The sequence below is a fragment of the Micromonospora sp. NPDC049230 genome, assembly GCF_040647875.1.
In the GTDB taxonomy this organism is placed as follows: Bacteria; Actinomycetota; Actinomycetes; order Mycobacteriales; family Micromonosporaceae; genus Micromonospora.
In genome coordinates this window covers 16472-35964 of the sequence record NZ_JBEZCZ010000056.1, presented here as the reverse complement: position 1 = coordinate 35964, position 19493 = coordinate 16472, and the positions used below count along the sequence as shown (strand labels likewise).

The 19493-nt window shown below is 72.7% G+C and carries 22 protein-coding genes; 10 read left to right on the top strand and 12 right to left on the bottom strand.

The features are described from left to right. Positions 1–126 precede the first annotated feature (126 nt). The 4 genes from AB0A95_RS31565 to AB0A95_RS31550 form a co-directional block, all read right to left on the bottom strand. A complete protein-coding gene (locus tag AB0A95_RS31565; protein ID WP_357559383.1) occupies positions 127–1086 on the bottom strand; it encodes an electron transfer flavoprotein subunit alpha/FixB family protein in 960 nt (319 codons plus the stop codon). A gap of 14 nt (positions 1087–1100) precedes the next feature. After that, complete coding sequence (locus AB0A95_RS31560) at positions 1101–1880, bottom strand: electron transfer flavoprotein subunit beta/FixA family protein (RefSeq protein WP_357559382.1); 780 nt, start codon at positions 1878–1880, stop codon at positions 1101–1103. Between the two features lie 188 nt (positions 1881–2068). Next, positions 2069–2482, bottom strand: a complete 414-nt coding sequence (locus tag AB0A95_RS31555) for a hypothetical protein (RefSeq protein ID WP_357559381.1) — start codon at positions 2480–2482, stop codon at positions 2069–2071. After that, entirely contained in the window at positions 2479–3276 is a 798-nt protein-coding gene (locus AB0A95_RS31550; protein ID WP_357559380.1) for a GNAT family N-acetyltransferase, read from the bottom strand. Before AB0A95_RS31550 ends, AB0A95_RS31555 begins: the two co-directional genes overlap by 4 nt. A gap of 42 nt (positions 3277–3318) precedes the next feature. On the opposite strand from AB0A95_RS31550, the gene AB0A95_RS31545 reads away from it, so the two are divergent. Genes AB0A95_RS31545 through AB0A95_RS31535 form a run of 3 tightly spaced genes read left to right on the top strand, consistent with a single transcriptional unit; the run spans position 3319 to position 4457 of the window. After that, on the top strand, positions 3319–3711 hold the full coding sequence (locus tag AB0A95_RS31545) for a DUF202 domain-containing protein (protein WP_357559379.1): 393 nt from the start codon (positions 3319–3321) through the stop codon (positions 3709–3711). Beyond that, positions 3708–4013, top strand: a complete 306-nt coding sequence (locus AB0A95_RS31540) for a DUF202 domain-containing protein (protein WP_357559378.1) — start codon at positions 3708–3710, stop codon at positions 4011–4013. The genes AB0A95_RS31545 and AB0A95_RS31540 overlap by 4 nt, the downstream gene beginning before the upstream one ends. Before the next feature lie 27 nt (positions 4014–4040). Continuing rightward, on the top strand, positions 4041–4457 hold the full coding sequence (locus tag AB0A95_RS31535) for a PLD nuclease N-terminal domain-containing protein (RefSeq protein WP_357559377.1): 417 nt from the start codon (positions 4041–4043) through the stop codon (positions 4455–4457). Positions 4458–4511: 54 nt separating this feature from the next. Here the strand turns inward: AB0A95_RS31535 and AB0A95_RS31530 are convergent, their stop codons facing one another. From AB0A95_RS31530 to AB0A95_RS31515, 4 genes are all read right to left on the bottom strand, one after another. Continuing rightward, entirely contained in the window at positions 4512–5321 is an 810-nt protein-coding gene (locus AB0A95_RS31530; RefSeq protein ID WP_357559376.1) for an ABC transporter permease, read from the bottom strand. After that, positions 5318–6289 carry an ATP-binding cassette domain-containing protein gene (locus AB0A95_RS31525; RefSeq protein ID WP_357559375.1) on the bottom strand — a complete coding sequence of 324 codons (972 nt, stop codon included), beginning with the start codon at positions 6287–6289 and terminating at the stop codon, positions 5318–5320. Before AB0A95_RS31525 ends, AB0A95_RS31530 begins: the two co-directional genes overlap by 4 nt. A gap of 168 nt (positions 6290–6457) precedes the next feature. After that, a complete protein-coding gene (locus tag AB0A95_RS31520) occupies positions 6458–8080 on the bottom strand; it encodes an acetolactate synthase (RefSeq protein ID WP_357559374.1) in 1623 nt (540 codons plus the stop codon). 118 nt (positions 8081–8198) lie between these two features. Then, positions 8199–8972, bottom strand: coding sequence for an enoyl-CoA hydratase-related protein (locus AB0A95_RS31515; RefSeq protein ID WP_357559373.1), 774 nt, complete (start codon positions 8970–8972; stop codon positions 8199–8201). 96 nt (positions 8973–9068) lie between these two features. Between AB0A95_RS31515 and AB0A95_RS31510 the strand changes: the two genes are divergently transcribed. From AB0A95_RS31510 to AB0A95_RS31500, 3 genes are all read left to right on the top strand, one after another. Further along, positions 9069–9548: a DUF6232 family protein gene (locus AB0A95_RS31510; RefSeq protein WP_357559372.1), complete on the top strand. Its 480-nt coding sequence runs from the start codon at positions 9069–9071 to the stop codon at positions 9546–9548. A gap of 102 nt (positions 9549–9650) precedes the next feature. Continuing rightward, positions 9651–10130 (top strand): DUF6232 family protein, encoded by a 480-nt coding sequence (locus AB0A95_RS31505; protein ID WP_357559371.1) that lies wholly within the window; start codon positions 9651–9653, stop codon positions 10128–10130. Positions 10131–10191: 61 nt separating this feature from the next. Beyond that, positions 10192–10920, top strand: coding sequence for a hypothetical protein (locus AB0A95_RS31500; RefSeq protein WP_357559370.1), 729 nt, complete (start codon positions 10192–10194; stop codon positions 10918–10920). Between the two features lie 24 nt (positions 10921–10944). On the opposite strand, the gene AB0A95_RS31495 is transcribed toward AB0A95_RS31500, so the two are convergent. Further along, the gene (locus tag AB0A95_RS31495; protein WP_357559369.1) at positions 10945–11403 is read right to left on the bottom strand and encodes a rhodanese-like domain-containing protein; all 459 of its coding nucleotides are present in this window, start codon (positions 11401–11403) and stop codon (positions 10945–10947) included. 70 nt (positions 11404–11473) lie between these two features. On the opposite strand from AB0A95_RS31495, the gene ftrA reads away from it, so the two are divergent. Next, positions 11474–12529: a transcriptional regulator FtrA gene (gene ftrA, locus AB0A95_RS31490; protein ID WP_357559368.1), complete on the top strand. Its 1056-nt coding sequence runs from the start codon at positions 11474–11476 to the stop codon at positions 12527–12529. A gap of 38 nt (positions 12530–12567) precedes the next feature. On the opposite strand, the gene AB0A95_RS31485 is transcribed toward ftrA, so the two are convergent. Together AB0A95_RS31485 and AB0A95_RS31480 are read right to left on the bottom strand one after the other, a co-directional pair. Further along, the gene (locus AB0A95_RS31485) at positions 12568–13464 is read right to left on the bottom strand and encodes a ribokinase (RefSeq protein ID WP_357559367.1); all 897 of its coding nucleotides are present in this window, start codon (positions 13462–13464) and stop codon (positions 12568–12570) included. Between the two features lie 25 nt (positions 13465–13489). Further along, entirely contained in the window at positions 13490–14311 is an 822-nt protein-coding gene (locus tag AB0A95_RS31480) for an ABC transporter ATP-binding protein (protein WP_357559366.1), read from the bottom strand. 131 nt (positions 14312–14442) lie between these two features. Here AB0A95_RS31480 and AB0A95_RS31475 point away from each other — a divergent pair, with 131 nt between their 5' ends. Together AB0A95_RS31475 and AB0A95_RS31470 are read left to right on the top strand one after the other, a co-directional pair. Further along, entirely contained in the window at positions 14443–15450 is a 1008-nt protein-coding gene (locus AB0A95_RS31475; protein ID WP_357559365.1) for an ATP-binding cassette domain-containing protein, read from the top strand. Further along, the gene (locus AB0A95_RS31470) at positions 15447–16454 is read left to right on the top strand and encodes an ABC transporter permease subunit (protein WP_357559364.1); all 1008 of its coding nucleotides are present in this window, start codon (positions 15447–15449) and stop codon (positions 16452–16454) included. The genes AB0A95_RS31475 and AB0A95_RS31470 overlap by 4 nt, the downstream gene beginning before the upstream one ends. 169 nt (positions 16455–16623) lie before the next feature. Here the strand turns inward: AB0A95_RS31470 and AB0A95_RS31465 are convergent, their stop codons facing one another. After that, positions 16624–17799 carry an ROK family transcriptional regulator gene (locus AB0A95_RS31465; RefSeq protein ID WP_357559363.1) on the bottom strand — a complete coding sequence of 392 codons (1176 nt, stop codon included), beginning with the start codon at positions 17797–17799 and terminating at the stop codon, positions 16624–16626. A 169-nt stretch (positions 17800–17968) separates the two neighbouring features. Here AB0A95_RS31465 and AB0A95_RS31460 point away from each other — a divergent pair, with 169 nt between their 5' ends. After that, entirely contained in the window at positions 17969–19423 is a 1455-nt protein-coding gene (locus AB0A95_RS31460) for a glycoside hydrolase family 3 N-terminal domain-containing protein (RefSeq protein WP_357559362.1), read from the top strand. Positions 19424–19493: the final 70 nt, after the last annotated feature.

Here is a 19493-nt window from a genome sequence, read left to right as displayed (position 1 = left end):
GTACGTGCCCTGGACCGCCGACCAACCCGCGCCGGCGCCGGGACGGGTGCCGGCGCAGCGGCGGCCACCTGGTCGCCCTGGACGCCGTGACCGCGCGCACGGGCGGCCACTTTCGCTGTCACGCTGTCACTTGCGCTTGCGGATCTCCTCGGCGGCCTGCGGGACGATCTTGAACAGGTCGCCCACCACGCCGAAGTCGGCCAGCTCGAAGATCGGCGCCTCGCCGTCCTTGTTGACCGCGACGATGGTCTTCGAGGTCTGCATGCCGGCCCGGTGCTGGATGGCACCGGAGATGCCGAGCGCGACGTAGAGCTGCGGGGAGACCGTCTTGCCGGTCTGCCCCACCTGGAACTGGTGCGGGTAGAAGCCGGAGTCGACGGCCGCGCGGGACGCGCCGACGGCGCCGCCGAGCAGGTCGGCAAGCTCCTCGACAAGCTTGAAGTTGTCGGCGTTGCCGACACCGCGACCGCCGGAGACGACAACGCCGGCCTCGGTCAGCTCGGGGCGGGAGCCCTTCTGCTCGGCGACCCGTTCGACGACAGTGGCCAGCTTGTCGGTGTCGGTGACCGACACGGTGAGCTGCTCGATCGCCGGGGTGGCCGCCGCCGGGGTCGGGGTGACCGAGTTGGGCCGGACGGTGACCAGCGGCAGGCCCTTGGTGACCTTGGACTTGACGATGGTGGAGCCGGCGAAGGCGATCTGGGTCGCGGTGCCGTCGGCGTCCAGGCCGACCACGTCGGTCAGGATGCCGTTGTCCAGCTTGACGGCGAGGCGGGCGGCGATCTCCTTGCCCTCCTGGGCCGAGGCCAGCAGCACGGCGCCCGGCTGCACCCGCGTGACCAGCTCGGCCAGCACGGTGGCCTTGGGGGCCACCAGGTAGCCGTCGATCTCGTCACCCTCGGCGGCGTAGATCTTCTCCGCGCCGTACTCGCCCAGCTTGCCGCTCAGCGCCTCGGCGGCACCGGCGCCGCCGAGCACCACCGCGCTCGGGGTGCCCAGCTCGCGGGCGAGGGTGAGCATCTCCAGGGTGACCTTCTTGACGCCGAATTCCTTGGTGGCTTCGACGACGACGAGAACCTCAGACATGTCCAGACCCGCTCTCACACGAACTTTTCGGTGGCGAGGAACTCGACCAGCTTGACGCCGCCCTCGCCCTCATCGGTGATCTTGGCGCCGCCGGAGCGTGGCGGGCGCTTGGTGTGCTCGACGACGGCGCTGGTGGCCCCGTCGAAGCCCACCTCGCCGGGCGCGACACCCAGGTCGGCCAGGGAGAACGTCTGCACCGGCTTCTTCTTGGCGGCCATGATGCCCTTGAAGGAGGGGTAGCGCGGCTCGTTGATCGTGTCCCAGACGGAGACCACGGCGGGGGTGGCGGCGGTGACCACCTCGTAGCCCTCCTCGGTCTGCCGCTCCACGGTCAGCGTGCTGCCGTCGACGGTGAGCTTGCGGGCACCGGTGAGCGCGGCGACGCCGAGCCGCTCGGCGATCATGTGCGGCATGACCTGGACCCGCCCGTCGGTGGACTCGGCGCCGCAGATCACCAGGTCGGCGTTCAGCTGACCCAGCGCGGCGGCGAGCACCTTCGAGGTGGCGACGGCGCAGGACCCGTGCAGGGCGTCGTCCAGCACGTGCACGGCCTTGTCCGGACCCATGGAGAGCGCCTTGCGGATCGACTCGGTCGCCCGGTCCGGACCCATGGTCAGGATGGTGACCTCACCCCCGTGCGCCTCCTTGATCTTCAGCGCCTCCTCGATGGCGTACTCGTCCATCTCGTTGATCACGTTGTTCGCCGAACCGCGGTCGACGGTGTTGTCGTCATTGCGCAGGTTGCGGTCCGCGCCCGAATCAGGCACCTGCTTGACGAGTACGACGATATTCATCGCGCTTCGACGACCCTCCTGTGTGGTGATGCGATTCGCTCGCCCGGTCTGGGGCGCAGCGTCGCGCGTCGGTCGACGCCAGGTCAACCGCGGGCTGCTGTGCAGTTGCCCACGGCGCAATGTTACCTGTCGGTAGCTTGCGCTCCCCGGGGCACTCAGAGTGACACAGCTCACCGAGGGGCGGCCGGTCAGGCCGGGTCGGCCAACGCAACCCGGATCTGGTCGATGGCCGCCGCCTCGGCGGGCGCCACCCCGGCGTGCGCCCGGGCCACCCGGTCCGCCGCCCCCAACACCACCGAGCGGTACGCGTCCACGTCCTGCGGGGACTTCTCCCGCAGGATCCGCACCGCGTGCCGCAGCGCCGGCAGCACCACCGACTCGATCTCCAACTGCGAGTCCCGGGGAATCCGCGGCAGCGGACCGGTGGTGAGCGCCTCCTTGACCGTCCCGCTGGCGTTGGCGAGTGCGCTGGACGCGGCGACGCTCTCCCGGATCACCCCCAGCACCCCCGGGTCGGCGTTGGACACCAGGAAGACGGCACCGAAGGCGCCGGTCTTGAGGATCGACCGTTCCTCGTCCGTCAACCGCTGCTCCATGATCACGGAGTGTAGACGTACGGGGTGGTGGTGGTCACCGCGACGAGGCCGAGCCGCTGGAGGATCGGCCGGCTGTCCTCGGAACAGTCGACCTGCATGAGCGTGCGGCCCCGCTGGTCGGCCAGCCGCGCCCGGTAGTTGACGAGCGCCCGGTAGATGCCCTTGCGCCGCCACTGCGGCAGGGTCGAGCCGCCCCACAGGGTGGCGAAGCCGGTGTTCGCGGGGAAGCGCACCCAGCCGGCGCTCACCACCGTGTCGTCCGCCTCGGCCACCACGACGGTGATCGAGTTCGGGTCGGCGTCGATCTCCTTGGCCAGACCCGTGACGAGGTGCGAACGGTCCTCCTGCCAGACCTCCTCCTCCATGGCGGCGATCCGCTCCAGGTCGGCGACCGAGGTCACCTCACGCAGGCGTACCCCCTCGGGGGTGACCGGCAGCGCGGCGGCCAGCGGCGCGACCGGGCCGACCACGACGGTCTCCCGGTCCTCCGGCACGAAGCCGGCCGCGCGCAGGTGGTCCGCCAGGTCCGCCGGCTCGTCGTGCTCGTTGAGCTTCCACTCGACCGACTGGCCACGCTCACGGAACAGCCGCACCTGCCGGGTGATCAGCTCGTCCAGCGCGTCCCCGGTGAGTCCGCCGAGGTCGCGGTAGGTGAGGAACCCGCCGGCGTCGAGCCCGATGATGCGGACCAACGGCCCGTCCCGCTCCACAGTCACCCCGGCCGGGACCGGGTCGGGGATCTCCGGGCGGAGTTGGTTGTCGTAGGCGGCACGCAGCGTCATTACGTCGAGATCAGTCACCGAGTCAGGCTAAGCGAGATGGGAAGCGGATAATCTCCCACCGTGTGGGCGGCGATCAGACGATGGTTCGACCCGGCGGAGCTGGGCACGGTCGGTGAGCAGCCGGACTACCGGTTCTCGCTGGCCAACGAGCGGACCTTCCTCGCCTGGCTGCGCACCGGGTTGGCGCTGGTCGGCGGCGGGTTGGCCGCCGCGCAGTTCCTGCCGCCCCTGCCGATGAGCCACCTGCGGGAGGCGATCGCCGTCGCGCTGCTCCTGCTCGGCGGTGCCGTCGCGGTCCGCGCGGTGGACCACTGGGCGCGTACCGAGCGGGCCATCCGACTCGGTCAGGAGCTGCCCGCGTCCCGGTTTCCCGCCATTTTGGCCCTGGCCGTGGGTGCCGGCGCGGTGCTGCTGGTGGTCGCCGTCCTGCTCCGGGGGGTCGGCGGCAGATGAGCATCGGACACGACTCCGGGCTGCAACCGGAGCGCACCCGCCTGGCCTGGCGACGCACCCTGCTCACGGTGACTGTGGTGACGGCGCTCGCCGTCCGGTTGGCGTCGGCGGACGGCCCGACCGGGGCGGTGCTCGCCGGCGTCGTCGTGCTGCTGTGGGGCGCCCTGCTGGTGCTCTGCTGGCCCCGCGGCATCGGCACCGGCCCGGCCCGCACCGGTGGCCGGACACTGCCCCTGGTCGCGGTGGGCACCGTGGGGATCGCGCTACTGGGAGTGCTGCTGGTGCTCCGCGGACTGTGGTGACGGGACTCGGTGCGCCATGATGGGTGGATGGCCCGGCTGTACGTTCTCCTCTTCCTGGTGCAGATTGTCCTCGCCGTCTGCGCGCTGATCAGTTGCCTCTCCGCCGAGGAGGGTCAGATTCGCGCCCTGCCCCGGATCGCCTGGGTGCTGATCATCCTGTTCTTCCCGTTGGTCGGCTCGATCGCCTGGTTCGTCGCCGGCCGGGAGCCCAGCGCCGGCGCGCGCAAGGGGTGGTCGGGTGGCACCGGCTCCGCCGAGCGCAGGCGCCCCCGGCCGGTCGCCCCCGACGACGACCCGGAGTTTCTCCGGTCCGTGCAGGACCGCGCCAAGCAGCAGGACGAAGAACTCTTCCGTCGCTGGGAGGAGGACCTGCGCCGGCGCGAGGACGACCTGCGCCGGCGCGACGGTGAGCCGCCCCGCGAGGGTGACCGGCCGGAGGTGTGAGCGTCGACGCGGTCGCGCCGACGGCGACGGCGACGGCGACGCCCGAGCGGCGACTCAGACCCGACGCTTGAGCGCGCGCACCGCCCACGGCGCGAAGACCACCGCGATGCCGGCGCCCCAGAGCAGCGTCTGGAGCACCGGCGCGGCCACCGGCCCGCTGACCAGGAGCCCGCGCAGCGCGTCGGCCACCACTGTCACCGGGTTCACCTCCACCCAGCTCTGCAACCAGCCCGGCATCCGGTCGGTGGGTACGAAGATGTTGCTGGTGAACGTCAGCGGGAAGATCACCATGAACCCGAAGATCTGCACCTTGTCCGGTTCGCTCACCAACACGCCGACCAACACCGAGATCCACGACGCGGCCAACGTGAACGCCAGCAGCAGCGCGAACGCCCCGACCACCCCGAGCAGCCCGTTGCCGACCCGGAAACCCAGGATCGACCCGACGCCCAGCAGCAGCGCGATCGACCAGGCCTGCTTGACGGTGTCGGCGAGGATGCGGCCGGCCAACGGCGCCCACCGGGCGATGGGCAGCGCCCGGAGCCGGTCGAACACGCCCTTGGTGAGGTCGTTGTTCAGCCCGAACCCGGTGGTCATCGTGGCGAACAGCGCGTTCTGCACCATGATGCCGGGCAGCATGAAGGTGAGGTACTCGCCGGACGACCCGGCGATGGCGGTGCCGAAGACGTAGGTGAACAGCAGCACGAACATCACCGGCTGGATGCTGAGGTCGAGCAGCTCCATCGGGTTGTGCTTGATCTGCACCAGGCTGCGCCACGCCAGCGTGAGGGTGTGGCGTAACCCCGCGGCCGGGCTGAGCCGGCGGGCCGGCGCCAGCGGAGCGGGGAGGGTGACGGCGGTCATGCCGGAGTCCTTTCCAGGTCGGTGTCGGCCGGGGCGTCCTCGGCCCGGTGGCCGGTGAGGGAGAGGAAGACCTCGTCCAGGCTGGCGCCACGCAGTGCCAGCTCGGCGACAGCGATCTCGGCGGCGTCGAGGCGGCCGACCACAGCGGGCAGGACGCCCGGGTCGTTCACGGCGACGGTGACGGCGTTCTGGGCCACCTCGGGGGTCACACCGGACACCTCGCCGACGATGGCGGTCACGGTGTCCAGGTCGGTGTTGTCGGCCGGCCGCACGGTGAGGGTCTGACCCCCGGTCTTGGCCTTCAGCTCCTCCGGCGTGCCCTGGGCGATCACCCGGCCGTGGTCGACCACGGCGATCTCACCGGCGAGCTGGTCGGCCTCCTCCAGATACTGGGTGGTGAGCAGCACCGTCACGCCGTCGGAGACCAGGGTGCGGACGATGTCCCACAGGTCGTTGCGGCTGCGCGGGTCGAGCCCGGTGGTCGGCTCGTCGAGGAAGAGCACCTGCGGCCGGCCGACGAGGCTGGCGGCGAGGTCCAACCGGCGACGCATGCCTCCGGAGAAGGTCTTGGCGGCCCGGTCGGCGGCGTCGCTGAGCGCGAAGTCGGCGAGGAGCTGGCGGGCGCGCTGCCGGGCGTCGGCCCGGCTCAGCCCGAGCAGCCGACCGATCAGCAGCAGATTCTCCGCACCGGTCAGCGTTTCGTCGACCGAGGCGTACTGGCCGGTGAGGCCGATCAGCTGTCGCACCTGGTGTGCGTCGCGCACGACGTCGAAACCGCCCACCGTGGCGTGCCCCTCGTCGGCGGCCAGCAGGGTGGCGAGCACCCGCACGGCTGTGGTCTTGCCGGCCCCGTTGGGCCCGAGCAGGCCGAAGACGGTGCCGGTGGGCACCTCCAGATCAACTCCGGCGAGGGCGGTGGTGGCGCCGAAGCGCCGCACCAGGCCCTCGGCCCGGATCGCGTAGTCCATCCCAACTCCTGTCGTCGTCAGTGGTGACGCCACTGTGGGCGACAGGTCTGACATCCCGCCGTTCCCGCGCTGACGTTACGACGACACGAGCTGAGATTCCGCTGATTTAGCTGCGGACAGACGCGACCGCCGTCGCCCGCGGGGGGCGACGGCGGCGGTTGGTGCGGCTCAGGCCAGGTTCGACGACCGGGGGTACGCGTCGGTCGGGTCGGTGAGCACGTTGACCAGGTACGGCACTCCGGCGTCGAACGCCCGTTGCAGGGCCGGACCCAGGTCGGCGGCCTTCGCGACAGTCTCCCCCGCCCCGCCGAGCGCGCTGACCACAGTGTCGTAGCGCAGCTCGGGCTGGAGGTCGGCGGCCACGTCGTAGCCGTACATGGCCCGCATCGGGTGCTTCTCCAGCCCCCAGATGCCGTTGTTACCGACGACGATCACCACCGGCAGCTTCTGGCGGACCAGCGACTCGACGTCCATCAGCGAGAAGCCAGCGGCCCCGTCGCCCATCAGCACGCAGATCTGCCGATCCGGGTGGCTGACCCGGGCACCCATCGCGTAGCCCATGCCGGTGCCGAGGCAGCCGTACGGGCCCGGGTCCAGCCAGGTGCCGGGCTGGGCCGGCTCCAGGTAGCGCCCGGCGTACGACACGAAGTCGCCGCCGTCGCCGATGGTGATCGCGTCCGAGGCCAGCACCCGACGCAGCTCGCCGTAGATCCGGGCGGGGCGGATCGGGTCGGTCTCGGCGGCCATCTCGGCGGCGTCGCGGGCCTTCGCCGCGTCCTCGGCCACGCGCAGGTCGGCGATCCAGTCGGTGTGGTCGGCCCGGTCACCGGAGTGATCGGCAAGCGCGGAGAGGATCAGGCGCAGGTCGCCGGCGGGGGCGGCGGCCGGCTGCACGTGTGTCGCCCGCTGGCTGGGCGCGTCGACGATGTGCACCACCTTGGCGTCGCCGAAGTCGCCGAAGCTGAGCCGGAAGTCCAGTGGGGTGCCGACCACCACGACCACGTCGGCGCCGGAGAGGGCGGCCCGGCGGGCCTTGGCGAACGCGAGCGGGTGCGTCGGCGGGAGCGAGCCGCGGCCCATGCCGTTGGTGAAGACCGGCACCTGCAACGCCTCGGCCGCCTCGCGCAGGGCGGCGACCGCGTCGCCCGCGTACACGTCGGAGCCGGCGATGATGACCGGTCGCTGTGCCCCGGCGATGAGCATCGCGGCGTGGCCGACCTCCTCCGGGTCCGGGACGACCGGGTGGACGCCCGCCACCGCGGGCAGGTCGACCTCGGCGACCGAGAAGACCGTCTCCAACGGGAAGTCGAGGAAGGCCGGGCCACGGTGTGGGGTGAGGGCGGCGGTGAGCGCGGAACCCACGGCGCGCGGGATGTCGTCGGTGCTGAACACGGTCTCGGCGTGCTTGGTGACCGGGCTGACGAGCGGCAGGTGGTCCATCTCCTGGAGGCTGCCCGAGCCCCAGCGGAAGGCGGGCGCCCGCCCGCCGAGCACCAACACCGGGGAGGCGTTGAAGAAGGCGCTGGTCATGCCGGAGATGCCGTTGGTGACACCGGGACCGGCGGTGAGCACGGCGAGACCGGGGCGGCGTTGCAGCTTGGCCACCGCCTCCGCGGCGAAGACGGCGGACTGCTCGTGGCGGACGTCGTAGATCGGGAAGTCGGTCTTGTACGCGGCGTCGTACAGCGGGAAGACGTGCCCGCCGGAGAGTGTGAACATCTCCCGTACGCCGTGCGCGCGTAGTGCCGCGAGCGCCAACTCGCCGCCGTGACCCTCGATCCGCTCCGTCATCGCCGCTCCTTACTCGTCGCTCATGACCGAAGCCACACGCTACTGGCCGGTAGGCACAATGTGAACAATTCTCGGCTCGCCGTCGGGACCGGCGGTCCGAACCGCCGGCCCCGCCCGGTCAGCGGCCGGTGAAGTCCGGCTTGCGCTTCTCGACGAAGGCCGTCATGCCCTCGCGCCGGTCGTCGGTGGCGAACAGCGCCGCGAAGAGCTGCGTCTCCCAGGCCAGGCCCGAGGTCAGGTCCATGTCCAGGCCGCCGTCGACCGCCAGCTTCGCCGCGCGCAGGGCCTGCGCAGGCCCGGTCAGGTACGGAGTGACGAGCGCGACGGCCGCGTCGTACACCTCGGCGGCCGGGACGACCCGGTCGACCAGGCCGATGCGCAGCGCCTCCTGCGCGTCCACCATCCGCCCGGACATGATCAGATCCTTGGCTCGGGCCGGGCCGACCAGGCGGGCCAGCCGCTGGGTGCCCCCCGCGCCGGGGATGATGCCCAGCTTGATCTCCGGTTGGCCGAGCTTGGCGTCCTCGGCGACCACCCGCCAGTCGCAGGCCAACGCCAGCTCGCAGCCGCCACCGAGGGCGTACCCGGTGATCGCGGCGACCACCGGCTTGGGGATCCGGGCGAGCGCGCCGAGCGCGCTGGACAGCTCCGGGGCCCGCTCGGCCATGTCCACGTAGGACATGTCGGCCATCTGCTTGATGTCGGCGCCGGCGGCGAAGACCTTCTCCCCGCCGTACACGATGACGGCGCGGACCTCGGGGTCGGCGGTCGCCGCCGCGGCGGCGGCGCGCAACTCCTCCTGCACCTGGGTGTTGAGCGCGTTCATCGGCGGCCGTTCCAGCCGGATCGTGCCGATGCCGTCAGTGGTCTCCAGCCGAACGAACTCGCCCACGCTGCCTCACTTCCTCGTTGAAGTCGCGTGCCAACCTTACGACCCCGCTCGTTGGGGTATGTAGTGTGGTGTCAGCCTCCGGGCAGGAGTGAAGCCATGGTCACGTACTACGACGACAGGTCGGTGCAGGTCACCTCCACCACCCTTCGAGTCGACGGCCGCAGCTACGCGTTGACCGACATCACCATGATCTGGCACCGTCGCGGCACCCGTTCCTGGCGCGTCCTGGTGGGGCGTGGCGCGATCGGCGCCGCACTGGCCGGTCCGCTGGTCGCGGCGGTGCTCGGCATCGCCCTGGCCGTCTGGCTGCACCGCTCGCCCACCGTGACCATCGCGATCGTCGGCGCGTCGGTGCTGGTCGGGCTGGCTGTCGGGCCGGTCGCCGACTTCCTCTTCGAACACCTGGACCGCTCGTATACCCAGGGCAGCCGCCAGCTGGAGATCTGGGCCCGCTGGCGCGGCCAGCCGGTGCGGCTGCTGCGCACCGGCGACGCGTTGCGCTTCGGTCAGATCTACCGGGCGGTGCAGCGCGCGGTCGAGCACAGCCAACCGGCCCGCCCCGGCACCCGCCGCTAGCCACCCGGGCGAGCCCGGGCGCGTCCGGCGCACGGCCAGCCACCCTCGCACGGGTTACCTACGGACTGTCGACGGGTTGCCTACGGGTGGTTAGGCTTAGTGATGACCCTCTATTACCGGGACGACGCGGTGCAGGTGACCTCCGAGTCGATCCGGGCCGGTGGTCACGTGATCGCCCTGTCCGACGTGACGTTCGTGTGGCACGCGCGGGGGCAGAAGACCCTCGCCGTCCGCGGCCGGGTGTTGGGTCGCGGTGTCCTGGTGCTGCTGCTGTCGCTGCCGCCGCTGGTCGCTGTGGTCTGCGTCCTCTCGCTGGCCTGGTCGGCACAGGACCGGGGCAACTGGCAGTTGGCCCTGATCATCCTCGCCGCCTGCGCGGTGGGGGCGCTGGTGGCGCTGCCGTTCCTGGAGATCCCCCTGGGCTGGCTGGACCGCTCCTACGAGCGTGGCAGTCATGTGCACGAGTTGTGGGTGCAGCACCACGGCCGGGAAGATCTGCTGGTGCGCACCCCGGACGCGCTGCGGTTCGGGCAGATCTACCGGGCCGTGCAGCGCGCCGTCGAGCAACAGGGGGACCGTTGACGGTAGCGACCGCGGCGACGCCGTCGAGCGGTTGCGGCGCGGACGACGCACACTTGGTCCCATGGCGATTCCCCTCCCCACACCGACCGCCGTTGTCGGCCTGACCCGCTTCGCTCTCGACCAGGCGCTCGGTTCGGCCGCCTCGATGGCCGCCGTGCCCGCCCGCGCGTTCGCGGTGCTGGACGGGGTGGAGGCGCTGCTGGCCCGGATCAACGGCGTGGTGGACCGGATCGAGACGACCCTGGACCGGACCGATCAGGTGCTCACCGATGCCGAGGCGGCGGTCCGCGAGGTGGCCGTCATCAGCGCCGCCGCGACCACCGCCATCGACACGGCCATCGAGGTGGCGACGGCCGCCGCCGTGGTGGTCGCCGAAGCCGACCGGGTGTCCCGGTCGGCCGGCTCGGTGGTCGCCGAGGCCGACACGGTGGCCCGCCGGGCCGCCGCCACAGTGGGCACCGCGGCAGAGGCCGCCGCCACCGCCGCCGAGCTGCTGGCGGCGTACGAGCCGGCGTTGCGCCGGGCCGCGCCGATGGCGCGCAAGTTCGTCGAGGAGCTGAGCCACGAGGAGATCAGCGCCGCGATCCACCTGATCGACGAGTTGCCCAAGCTCAGGGAGCACCTGACGGCCGACATCCTGCCGATCCTCGCCACCCTGGATCGGGTCGGGCCGGACCTGCACGACCTGCTCGACGTGACCCGCGACCTCAAACTCGCCGTGGCCGGCATCCCCGGCTTGGGCATGCTGCGTCGGCGCGGCGAGAAGCTCGCCGACGAGCCCGTCGGCTGAGCCCTCCCCCGCGTGCGTCGGGGATCAGCACTCGCAGGTGATCGTCGCGATTGGCGCGGTCAGGTCGTCGACCGGGCGCCGGGTCAGCCCGGTCTCCGTCACCACCGGCAGCCCCTCCCGTACCCAGTACTCGAACCCGCCGAGCATCTCCTTCACCGGGTAGCCGAGCCGGGCGAACTCCAGCGCCGCCCGGGTCGCGCCGTTGCAGCCCGGACCCCAGCAATAGGTCACCACCGCCGAGCCCGGCGGGATCAGGTCCGCCGCCCGGCTCGCGATCTCGGCGGTGGGCAGGTGCACCGCGCCGGGAAGGTGCCCCTGCGCCCAGGCGGCCGCGCCCCGGGAGTCGACGACAAACAGGCCCGGGGTACGGGCCGACAGGTCGGCGTGCACATCGCTGACGTCGGTCTCGACGCGGAGCCGGTTGTGGAAGTGGGCGGCGGCGGTGGCCGGATCGGCCGGCGGAACGGCGAAGGTGAAGGTCATGCACCGATCCTCGCCGGCACGCCACCTCGGGACGAGTGGCGCGAACGACGTCCCGCGCTAACATCCCGCCATGCCGACCCACGCCGACACCACCGGCTCGCGCCCGCTGCCGACGCCCCGACGGCCGGCGGCCGCGCACCGCGTCGCCGTTCTCGCGTACCCGGGGATGTCCGTGTTCGAGACCGGCATCGTCACCGAGGTCTTCGGGCTGGCCCGACCCGAGTTCGACGTCGACTGGTACGACCTGGTGGTCTGCGCCGAGCGGCCGGGGCCGGTGCCGGTGGTCGGCGGGGCCAGCCTGCACACCCCGTACGGCCTGGCGGAGCTTGCGGAGGCACGGACGGTGATCGTGCCCGGCGTGCCGGACGTGACAGGTGACCCGTCGCCCGAGCTGGTGACAGCGCTGCGCCGGGCGCACCAGGGCGGTGCCCGCATCATGTCGATCTGCTCGGGCGCGTTCGCGCTGGCCGGGGCGGGGCTGCTGGACGGTCGGCGGGCAACCACCCACTGGCGGTACGCGGAGCTGCTGGCGCGGCGTTACCCGCGGGTCACTGTGGACCCGGACGTGCTCTATCTCGACGACGGTGACCTGCTCACCAGCGCCGGGAGCGCCGCCGGGCTGGATCTCTGCGTACACGTGGTCCGACGTGACCATGGCGCGGCGATCGCCAACGCGGTCGCCCGACGGCTGGTGATCCCCCCGCACCGCGACGGCGGGCAGGCCCAGTTCGTCGAGGCACCGGTGCCCGCCGACCCGGACGACGACCGGATCGCCCGCAGCATCGACCGGGCCCTCGCCCAGCTCGCCGAGCCGCTGAGTGTGGCCCAGCTCGCCGGTTGGGCGCACATGTCGTCCCGCACCTACCTGCGGCACTTCGCGCGGGCCACCGGGACCAGCCCGATCCGTTGGCTGATCGACCAGCGGGTCCGTGCCAGCCTCACCCTGCTGGAGGAGACGGACGCCCCGGTCGAACAGGTCGCCCGGGCCGTGGGCTTCGACACGCCGGTCACCTACCGCCACCATTTCGGCCGGGTCATGCTGACCTCGCCGTCGGCGTACCGCCGGGCCTTCCGCAACCGGCATGGACCAGCCGACGTAGCGCGGGGCGCGCTCAGACCGACGTAGCGCGGGGCGCGCTCAGACCGACGTAGCGCGGGGCGCGCTCAGGCCGGCGCGTACAGCTCGTCGATCTCGGCGCGTCGGGGTAGCGCCACCGAGGCACCGAGCTTGCGGACGCAGGCCGCGCCGGCCGCCGACGCCCAGCGCACGGCGTCGACCAGGTCGCGCCCCTCGCCCCAGCCGACGGCCAGCGCGGCGGTGAACGCGTCGCCGGCGGCGGTGGAGTCGACAACGTCGACCCGTACCGCCGGCACGTGCACGTGGGTGCCGTCCCGGTCGACGTACCAGGCGCCCTCTCCACCCAGGGTGAGCACGGCCCGGGGGGTCAGGTCGAGCAGCGCCCGGGGATCCTCCCGACCTCGGCCGGCCAGGGCCTGTGCCTCGCCCTCGTTGACGACGAGCACGTCCACCGCGGCGAGCAGCTCGGGCGGGAGGTCCCGGGCCGGGGCGGCGTTCAGGATGACCCGGGTGCCGGCGGCGCGGGCGGCCACCGCGGCGGCCGTCACTGTGTGCACCGGGATCTCCAGTTGGGCGACCAGGACGTCGGCCGCGCGTACCGTGGCCAGCTCCTCCTCGCTGAGGTCGACAAGGGCGTCGTTGGCGCCGGGGGTCACCATGATGGCGTTCTCACCCTGGGCGTTGACCATCACCAGCGCGACGCCCGAGGTGCCGTAGACCACGCGCAGCTGGCTGGTGTCCACCCCGGCGGCGGTGATGCGGGCCTTCACTGTGACGCCGAAGGCGTCCGAGCCGATCGCGCCGAGGAAGGCGCAGGAGGCGCCGGCCCGGGCGGCGGCGATGGCCTGGTTGGCGCCCTTGCCGCCGGGCACCATCACGAAGTCGGTGCCGAGCGTGGTCTCACCCACCCGGGGCAGCGCGGGTGCCATCGCCACCAGGTCCATGTTGGCGCTGCCCACCACGGCGACCCGGGTCTGCGGCACTGTCGTCTCCGCCCTGTCCCGACGCTCAGGCGGCCCGCGCGGTGTACCGGTCGCCCGAGCGTTCGACAACCAGCGGCAGGCCGAAGGTCTTGGAGAGGTTGTCGCCGGTCAGCGTCTCGGCGAGCAGACCCTGGGCGACCACCCCACCCTCGCGCAGCAGCAGCGCGTGGGTGAACCCCGGCGGAATCTCCTCCACGTGGTGGGTGACGAGCACCATCGCCGGTGCGTCCGGGTCGTGGGCCAGCTCGGCCAGCCGGGCGACCAGGTCTTCGCGACCACCCAGGTCGAGCCCGGCGGCGGGCTCGTCGAGCAGCAGCAGCTCCGGGTCGGTCATCAGGGCACGGGCGATCTGCACCCGCTTGCGCTCACCCTCGGAGAGGGTGCCGTAGCGGCGTTCGGCGAGGCCACCGACGCCGAGTTGGCTCAGCAGTGCCAGCGCACGCGTCTCGTCGCGACGGTCGTAGTCCTCCCGCCACCGGCCGACCACCGACCAGGCGGCGGTCACCACCACGTCGCTGACCCGCTCGTCGGCGGGCAGCCGCTCGGCGAGCGCGGCGGTGGTGAGCCCGATCCGGGTACGCAGCTCGTTGACGTCGGTGCGGCCGATCCGCTCGCCGAGCACGTGCGCGACACCCGTGGTCGGGTGCAGCCGGCCCGAGGCGAGGTTGAGCAGTGTGGTCTTGCCGGCGCCGTTGGAGCCGAGCACCACCCACCGCTCGTCCAGCTCGACCCGCCAGGTCAGGTCCTGTAGGAGGGCGGTGCCGGACCGGCGCACACCGACGCCGGCCAGGCTGACCACCAGATCCGGGTCCACAGGCGCGGCGTCGGGGATCAGGTCACCAGTCACCGCACCATCCAACCACGCAGCGACGCGGCGCCCCCCATGGGCGGCGGCTCGGCCATAGGGTGAAGCGCCGTGTCGTTGATCACCACACCCGGAGGACGGCTGATGCCCCGTCGACGTACGGAGCCGCGCGGATGAGCGCGGTCATCGAGATCGAGGGTCTGCGCAAGACCTTCCACAGCCTGCGCAACGGGCGGCGGGTGGCGGTGGACGGGTTCGACCTGCTGGTCGAGGCGGGCCAGGTCCACGGTTTCCTGGGGCCCAACGGCTCCGGCAAGACCACCACCCTGCGAGCCCTGCTCGGGCTGGTACGCGCCGACGGCGGGCGGATGACAGTGCTCGGCCAACCGTCGCCGGAGCTGTTGCCCCGGGTGGCGGGCCAGGTCGGCGCGATCGTCGAGAGCCCGCAGTTCTTCGGCAACTTCACCGGGTACCGCACGCTGCGGTTGTTGGCCCGTGCCGGCGGGGTGCCGGTCTCGCGGGTGGACGAGGCACTGGATCTGGTGGGGTTGCGCGACCGGGGCGACGAGCGGGTGAAGGGTTACTCGCTGGGCATGAAGCAGCGCCTCGCGGTGGCGTCCGCGCTGTTGAAGGACCCGCGGTTGCTGATCCTGGACGAGCCGGCGAACGGGCTGGACCCGGCGGGGATCCGCGAGATGCGGGACCTGATGCGGTCGCTGGCGGCCAGCGGGGTGACGGTGCTGGTGTCCAGTCACATCCTGGGTGAGATCCAGCTGATCTGCGACCATGTCACGATCATTTCCCAGGGGCGTCGGGTGGCGGCCGGCCGGGTGGACGAGGTGCTGGCCGGCCACGACCGCCACGAGTTCCTGGTGCGGGTGGCCGAGCCCGAGCGTGCCGTGGAGTTGCTGCGGGCGGCCGGGCTGACGGTGGTCGTCGACGGCGAGGCGCTTGTGGTGAGCGGGGTGAGTGACCCGACGGTGGTCAGTCGGGCGCTCGGCGAGCAGGGGTTGTGGGTGGGCGAGTTGACGCCGCTTCGGCCGGATCTGGAGAGCGTCTTCCTGGAGCTGACCGGCGCGTACGCGCAGCCGTCGGTGCCCCGGCAGGTCGACGACTCGGCGCTGCCGGCCGGCGGTCAGGACGATGCGGTGATTGACCTCGATCGGGGAGTGGACGCGTGAACCTGGTTCGTGCCGAGTTGGAGCGGCTGTCCGCCCGTCGCTTCGTGCAGCTCATGGTCGTCCTGTTGGCGTTGGCGTTCGCCGTGACGGCGGCGACCACCCTGGCCGGCTCCCACAAGCCGAGCGCGAGCGAGATGGACTCGGCGCGGCAGCAGGCCACCGAGGCGCGGCAGAGCATGGAGGCCGCGTTCCAGGAGTGCCTGGCCCGCCAGGGCGGCTCGCGCCCGACGGAGGACGGCGGGCGGTATCTCCCCGCCGACTGCTCCGAGCTCGACCCGGTCCTGCGGGATCAGCTGCCGATCGCCGCCGACTTCCTGCCGGGAGTGTTCAGCTTCGCCCAGCAGGCGAAACCACTGCTCTACTTCCTCATCGCGTTCCTGGTGCTGTTCGGGTTCCTGGTCGGAGCCTCCTACATCGGCGCCGACCTGAACTCCGGTGGCGTGGTCAACCTGCTGCTCTGGCGACCACGCCGGTTGACGGTGCTCGCGGCCAAGCTGGGCACCCTGCTCGGCACGGTGTTGGTCCTGGCACTGCTGGCGTCGGTGGCCTACCTGGCCACGTTCTGGGTGATCGGGCAGACCGCCGGGTTGCCGGGCCGGCTGGACGGGGACTTCTGGAGTTCCCTCGGCGCGGTGCACGGGCGTGGCCTGGTGCTGGTGCTGCTGACCTCCGCGCTGGGCTTCGCGCTCGCGACGCTGGGTCGGCACACGTCGGCGGCGCTGGGGGCGGCCGCCGCGTACGCGGTGGTGTGGGAGTTGGGGGCCCGGTTGGTCCTGGAGATCGTCGATGCCCGCCGGCCGGACCAGCTGATGCTGTCCAGCCACATCGGGGCGTGGCTGACCGGAAAGGCGGAGTTCTGGGATGCGCGGCAGTGTTCCGGTGCCGGCAACTGCGACGGCTACTACACCCTTACCTGGGGTCCGTCCCTGCTGGTGCTTCTCGTGCTGACCGGTGGGCTGACCGCCGCGGCGTTCGCCGTGTTCCGTCGCCGCGACCTGCTCTGAGTCCCGGGCCGCCGGGCCGCCCGCCTCGTCGCGCGCGGCCCGGCGGCCCGCCGACCGATAGCCCGGCCAGCTCAGCAGCCGGGCCGGGGGCAGCCGGGGCTGGGCGACAACAGCTTGCAACCTGTCAAGCTGCGGTGAAATATTCCTTCACATGACCGGCGCAGCGGGCTCAGCCGACGGTGGAGCCGAACACCTCGTCGCGTACCGCGTCCAGTGCGGTGCGCAGCGCGCCGTGCAGGATCGGCTCCTCGGTCAGCCCGGTCGGCACCACCCGTGGTCGCACCAGGGTGATCGCCGCGACCTCGTGCTGCACCCGCTCGGCGAGGGCCGCGCCGCCGGCCTGGCCCACCTCGCCGGCGAGCACGACAAGCGGCGGGTCGAGGACCACGCAGGTGCTGGCCACGCCGAGGGCGAGCCGGCGGGCCAACTCGTCGAGCATCGGGCCACCGTCGGTGCCGGCCGCGACGGCCCCGCGCACCGCCTCGGCGGCGTCGGTGTCCGGGTAGCCGTGCTCGCGGGCCACCGCACGCACCGAATCCGCGCCGACGAGCTGCTGGAAGGCGGGCTTGGCGCGGCGGGAGACGTCGCGCGGGATGGGCGCGCCGGGCACCGGCAGGTAGCCGATCTCACCGGCCGCGCCACTGCTGCCGTGGTGCAACCGCCCACCCAGCATGATCGCCAGGCCCACGCCGGCACCCACCCAGACCAGCACGAAGTCCGCCAACCCCTGGGCGGCGCCGGACTGCGCCTCGGCCACCGCGGCCAGGTTGACGTCGTTCTCGAAGACGACAGGGGTGTGCAGGTCGTCCCGCAGGGCGGCGAGCAGGCCGCTGTGCCAGCGCGGCAGGTTGAAGGCGAAGGTGATGTCGCCGGTGCCGGGGTCGACCAGGCCCGGGGTGCCGAGCACGATCCGCCGTACGCTGCTGAGCTGCGCGTGGGCGCTGCTGGCGGCCTGCACCACGGCGTTGTGCACGACGCCCACCGGGTCGTCGGTGTCCCGGGTCGACTGCTCCACCCGGCCGATGACCGCACCGGTGATGTCGGCACAGGCGGCCACCACGCGGTCCGGCCCGACGTCCACGCCGACCACGTGCGCGCTGCCCGGGCTGACCGCGTAGAGCTGGGCGTTCGGCCCCCGCCCGCCGGCCTGCTCGCCGACCCGCGTGACGAGACCGCGCTCCTCCAACCGCTCGACGAGCTGCGAGGCGGTGACCTTCGACAGCCCGGTCAGCTCGCCGAGCCGGGCCCGGGTCAGCGGGCCGCGTTCGAGGAGCAGTTCCAGTGCCGCACGGTCGTTGAGCGCCCGCAACAGGCGGGGGGTGCCGGGCAGCCGGGTCGCACTCATGACACGTCCTCTAGTTTTAGTAAACTTTGCTAACTGTAAACCGACCTGCGAACGGGTAGCCGTAGCGTATCGGCCACCCGGAGGCGGGGCGCTCCGCCGATTCGGCAGGGCGAACACCACCACCGGTACGACGTTTCGTACCCGCTGGGGCACCGAAGGGGGAGATCACGTGGGGCTGGATCCAGGACTGCGCCGGCTGGCGCTGGGCACGCTGCTCGCCGCGTACCCGGGACCGGTCCCGCCGGACTGGGCTGTCGACCTGCTCGCCGACGGGCTGGCCGGGCACACCCTGTTCGGGACCAACGTGCACGATCCCGCCCAGGTCGCGGCGAGCACCGCGGCGCTGCGCGCCGGCCGCCCGGACGTGCTGATCGCCATCGACGAGGAGGGTGGCGACGTGACCCGACTGGCGCATGCCACCGGCAGCCCGTACCCCGGAAACGCCGCCCTCGGCGCGATCGGCGACGTGGCGCTCACCCGACGCGTCTACCGGTCGATCGGCGCCGACCTGGCGGCGCTCGGCATCACCGTCAACCTCGCCCCGACCGTCGACGTCAACACCGCCGACGAGAACCCGGTGATCGGCACGCGGTCCTTCGGCGCGGATCCGGTGCGGGTGGCCGCCCACTCGGCCGCCGCCGTGACCGGGTTGCAGGCCGCCGGCGTGGCCGCCTGCGCGAAGCACTTCCCCGGGCACGGCGCCACAGTCACCGACTCGCACCACGAGCTGCCCACCGTGGACGCCTCGCTGAGCCTGCTCCGCCAGCGGGACCTGCCGCCGTTCGCGGCGGTCGTCGCCGCCGGTGCGCGCGCCGTGATGACCGCGCACATCCGGGTGCCGTCGCTGACCGGCGCCGACCCGGCCACCTTCAGCCGGGCCGTCCTGGTCGACCTGCTCCGCACCGACCTCGGCTTCACCGGCGCGGTGATCACCGACGCGCTGGAGATGAAGGGCGCGGCGGTGGCTGCCGGCGGGGTCGGGCCGGCCGCGGTCCGCGCCCTGGCGGCCGGTGCCGACCTGCTCTGCGTCGGCGCGCGGGTCGACGCCGCGCTCGTCGAGCGGGTGGCCGCCGAGATCGTCGATGCCCTCACCGACGGCCGGCTGGCGACCGCCCGCGTCGAGCAGGCGGCCGGCCGCGCCGCCGAGCTCGCCGCCTGGACCCGGGCCGCAGGCGGGTCGCCGGCCACCGGCGACACCGAGCTGGGGTACGCGGCAGCGCGGCGGGCCCTGCGGGTGGACGGCGTGCTCACCGGCCTGGACCAACCACTCGTGGTGCAGTTGCACACCGAGTCGACGATCGCCGAGGGTCGGGTGCCGTGGGGCCTCGGCCCGCACCTGGACGGCGTGCCGGAGATCCGCGTGATCGCCACCGAGACCGACCCGACCGAGCTGCGCGTGCTGGCCGGTGACCGACCCATCGTGCTGGTGGGGCGGCACCTGCACCGGCTGCCCGGCGGCCCGGAGCTGGTCACCGGGCTGGCCGCCCAGCATCCGGTGACGGTTGTGGAGATGGGCTGGCCGGCGCAGTGGCGCCCGGCGGGCGTGCGCGCCTTCGTCACCACGTACGGCGCGAGCCACGCCAACGGCCGGGCCGCGGCCGAGGCGCTCGGCCTGGCCGGCTGAGCCACGGCCTTCGCGGCTGAGCCACGGCGTTCGCCGGCCGGGCCCGGAGGCTCGGCCGGAGGACGCGCTC